This window comes from Protofrankia sp. Cj3 (genome assembly GCF_917627355.1).
Lineage (GTDB): Bacteria > Actinomycetota > Actinomycetes > Frankiales > Frankiaceae > Protofrankia.
Window position 1 is genome coordinate 12706 of record NZ_CAKJTR010000131.1, and the last position, 3708, is coordinate 16413.

The 3708-nt window shown below is 68.8% G+C and carries 3 protein-coding genes and 1 pseudogene; all 4 read right to left on the reverse strand.

Features of this window, described 5'->3' with window-relative positions:
• Nucleotides 1–103: 103 nt before the first annotated feature.
• Nucleotides 104–1279 (reverse strand): tyrosine-type recombinase/integrase, encoded by a 1176-nt coding sequence (locus MJ783_RS16745; protein ID WP_370651654.1) that lies wholly within the window; start codon nt 1277–1279, stop codon nt 104–106.
• 1 nt (nt 1280) lies between these two features.
• Entirely contained in the window at nt 1281–1478 is a 198-nt protein-coding gene (locus MJ783_RS16750; protein ID WP_370651656.1) for a helix-turn-helix transcriptional regulator, read from the reverse strand.
• 54 nt (nt 1479–1532) lie between these two features.
• Nucleotides 1533–3221 (reverse strand): replication initiator, encoded by a 1689-nt coding sequence (locus tag MJ783_RS16755; RefSeq protein ID WP_370651655.1) that lies wholly within the window; start codon nt 3219–3221, stop codon nt 1533–1535.
• A gap of 248 nt (nt 3222–3469) precedes the next feature.
• Nucleotides 3470–3708, reverse strand: a pseudogene (locus tag MJ783_RS16760) (hypothetical protein); the annotation flags it as partial.

Consider the following 3708-nt stretch of genomic DNA (forward strand, 5'->3'; position numbering starts at 1 on the left):
GGACCAACGACCAGGTGACCATGGGTTTTCGCCCGGCCGGAGGCCTCATAATCCGTCGGTCGTGGGTTCGAGTCCCACCCGCCCCACACAGCATCAGCGCAGGTCAGGCAGGTTTTTTCGTCCCCGTCCGGCGGGTCCGGACAGCCTTTCGATCACGGCCGGTCCGCACCTGGTCCGCAGCAGTCCGCACGCCATCCGCCCGGATCACAGGGGTTTCCGTGGAGCCACGCGAGTCGGACGCAGCCTGGTCAAGCCGGTCCGCGAGCGCATCAAGATCGTCTGCGAACAGCCCGGCATACACATCGAGAGTCATCGCCGCCGAGGCATGACCGAGCATCCGCTGGACCGCCTTGACGTTGGCGCCCGCCGCGACCGCGAGCGAGGCCGCCGTGTGCCTCAACTCGTGGGGAGTCAGGCCAGGCAGACCAGCGGCGACGGCCGCACGGTCGAAGACATTGTTGTTACGCAGCACACCGCCGCCGGGCGCGGTGAAGACACGGTCGTCGGGTGCCTTACCGACGATGTGCCGGCCGAGCGCGTCAGCCAGGAAACGCGGAAGGGGCACGCTACGGCACTGATGGCTCTTCGGGGTATCGAAGACGAGATGCCCTTCCACCTCGGTGACTGCTTCGGCGACGTCGAGCCGGCGCCGCAACAGGTTCACCCGCCGCACCCGCAACGCGGCCAGTTCACCCCACCGCAGGCCGGTGTACGCAAGCGCGTAGATCACCAAACTGTCCCGCTCACCGCACGCCGCAGCGAAAGCCTCAACCTGGCGATGGTCAAGGAACAGCTTGTCGGGGATACGAGCCGGAGGCAGCCGGACACCCTTCGCCGGATTACGGACAACCCGGTTGTCCTTCACCGCCAGGTCAAGCATCAGCGACAGCACCCGGTAGGTCTGCCGGACAGTCGAGGCCGACAGCCCCTCTGCCGACAGGTCCGTAACCCAGGTGGCCACATCCGCGTGAGAGACCGCGGCCAGCGGCGTGCGGCCCCACCGGGGCAGCACGTGCCGGCGCAGCAGGCCCGCATACCGGGCGCGGGTCGTGTGCTTAAGCTGCCCGAGCGTGCCCGCCCAGCGCTGCGACCACTCATCAACGGTGATCCGTGCCCGCGCCGGGTCGACCCACTCCCCGCGGGCCTTGGCCGTCTCCACACCGGCCAGCCAACGTTCCGCGTCGACCTTGCGGTCGAAATGCCGGGCGTGTTCCTTACCCGCCGGGTCGCGGTAACGGGCACGCCATTTCCCGTCGGGTCGTTTCTTCACACTCGCCATATCATGCCGCTTTCTGGGTGTCGAGCCAATAGCGGATATCGGCCGGGTCGTAGCGCAGCCACCGGCCGACCCGATAGGACGGCGGGCCGATCCGGCGGTGGCGCCACTGGTAGAGCGTGGCCACAGGAATACCGAGATAGGCGGCTGTCTCCTCCGCCGACCACAGCCGTTCTTCCTGTCGTGCCCGTCTTGCCGACAGGTCGCCGCATGCACCAGGGTTCCGTGATCGGGGCACAGCTATCCTTTCCCTGGGCTATGCGGCAAGAGGCTGGCTGGGGTCATGGCCAGGCGGAGAATTGCCAGATGCGGTGGCCGCCTGCTGGGCCGCGTGCAGTTGTGAGCGCCAGATGTGACGTTCGGCGATGGCATGCAGGATGAGATGGTCACGGCGGGGCGTGCCGGGATCGCCGGGTCGCAGGAGCTGCCAGACGTGCCGACGGGCGTCGATCCTCTGGCCAGCGGCATCGAGCAAGGCCGCGACGAACGCCCGACGGTCAGCCTTATGATCAGCCAAAGATTTCCCGGACCACTGCCGGGACACCAGAACACGACGACCACCGAACCCGAGCGTGGCCCGCTTGTGGGCCTTGCCCATACACCGGCCGAGCGTCAAGCCGGGGCGGGCGTGCCGCGGCTGGACACCGTAGGCCAGCCAGTTCGCGCAGGTCGGGGAACACGGCTCGACACGCAGTGTCTCGGCGAACCGTTCCGCATGCACCCGCTGGGCATCGGTGGTCGTCTCGTGGCAGCTGTCGAGGCCTTTCGTCAGATATTTCGTCAGGTAACCGATGAGCCTGCCGGCGGTGGCGTTGTTCGCGGTGACGCCGTCCGCGCGGATCTGCGGGCCGAACCGGACGACGTGCGCCGGAGGGTCATCCGGGCCGATCGCGTCGATGGCGTCGTCCCAGGACGGCAGCAGCCCGCCGGTGTCCGGATCGACGTAGCCGCCCTGGCCGGCGTCCCACACAGGCGGATGCTGCGGACCGTATCGCACGGTGTCGCAGGTGGGCCACCACACGTTGTGGTAGGTCGCCGCCGCGACCTGACGGATAACCGTACGGGGAATGGTGCCCCGGATCGCGGCATGCACATGCGGCGCGAGTCGGCGTTGCGGTTCAAGCGCCGCGAAATACTGCACGTTCCAACCAACCGCACGGCGCAGGTTCTGAAAAAACCGGTCGATCACCTTCGGGAAATGAATCGCGTCCCGGGCCGCCCGCCGGTAGTCGTAGCTGTCGGGGTCGACCGGGGTGCCGTCGGCGTTGACCTTCCCGTAGCTGTCGCAGGTAAGGGTCAGGAACAGCGACGGCCGCCACACGGTGCCATCCATCGCAGTGAACGTCCGGCCCACCGTGCGCGTGGCGACGGGCAGCCGGGGCAGGTCCGGGATATCCGGGCGCCGTTTCGTCGACCGGGTGCGCCGGGGCCGGTCCCGCCGGTCGGAGGCGGCCTTACCCCGCACGCCGAGCGCGGCGAGTTCGGCATCCACCTGGTCGATGAGACCATCGATCTCCCCGACGTCCACCGTCGTGCCGTCCGTCTCGGCGGTGCTCCGGGCGGCTTCGAGGTCCGCCCGCAGCATGGCCAGCGCCTTCATCTCCTCGGTGGCCGGTGCCGGGTCGGGCAGCGGTTCGCTGTCCAGGTGCCAGCCGGACTTGCACTGCGCCATCCGCAACCGCCGAGCATGTTCGGCGCAGGCCGGACATTTGCTCGCCAGGGTCGCGCCGCAGGGCACCGGATGCACCGAGGTCTCCCCTGTCGTGGTGTCGATGCGGCGCATCGCCAGCGGACGGATACACACGCCGTTGTCGACCGCGACCGCCTCAACAACGCGCCGGGCCAGCGGCATCCGGGCACGCTCCGCCCGTGACGACGGCACGTCCGCAACAGCCGGAACAGCCGGAGAAACAAGAGCGACGGGGGACGGGACAGGCGAGAGCACGGGGATCACTCCGACGGCACAGAGGTACCAGACAGGGGACGGCCGCTCCGTCGGCTCCGAGCTCAGACCCTCCGCCCACCCGGGGACGTTGACGAGGGCCGCCCGGCCTCACTGCCGCGTCTGCACCACCCACACGGAGCCCGCTCCGCCTCGTGGGCACCACGAAGCATATGCCCCCTTCATCCGCAGAGCAACGGATATACACATGATGTATACCGTCCTGATATAGGAGGGGCAGACGCCCATACCTACCCGGCATGCCCCGCGTCGTCGTCAGCCTCCGGCCCGGTCGCCAGCGGACAGGCGCGCGGGCCGTCCGACACCGGAGCCAGCCGCCACCGCTGGTAGACACATGACGTGGCATTGATCCGCCACGACTCCCGCCGGCCGAGATCCTCGATCCACACCGGCCGGCGGGTTGACGGCTGTGCCGCCCGCGCATGCGCCCAGCCGTGCGCCCGCGTGAATGTCGCCGCTTCCTGAAAAC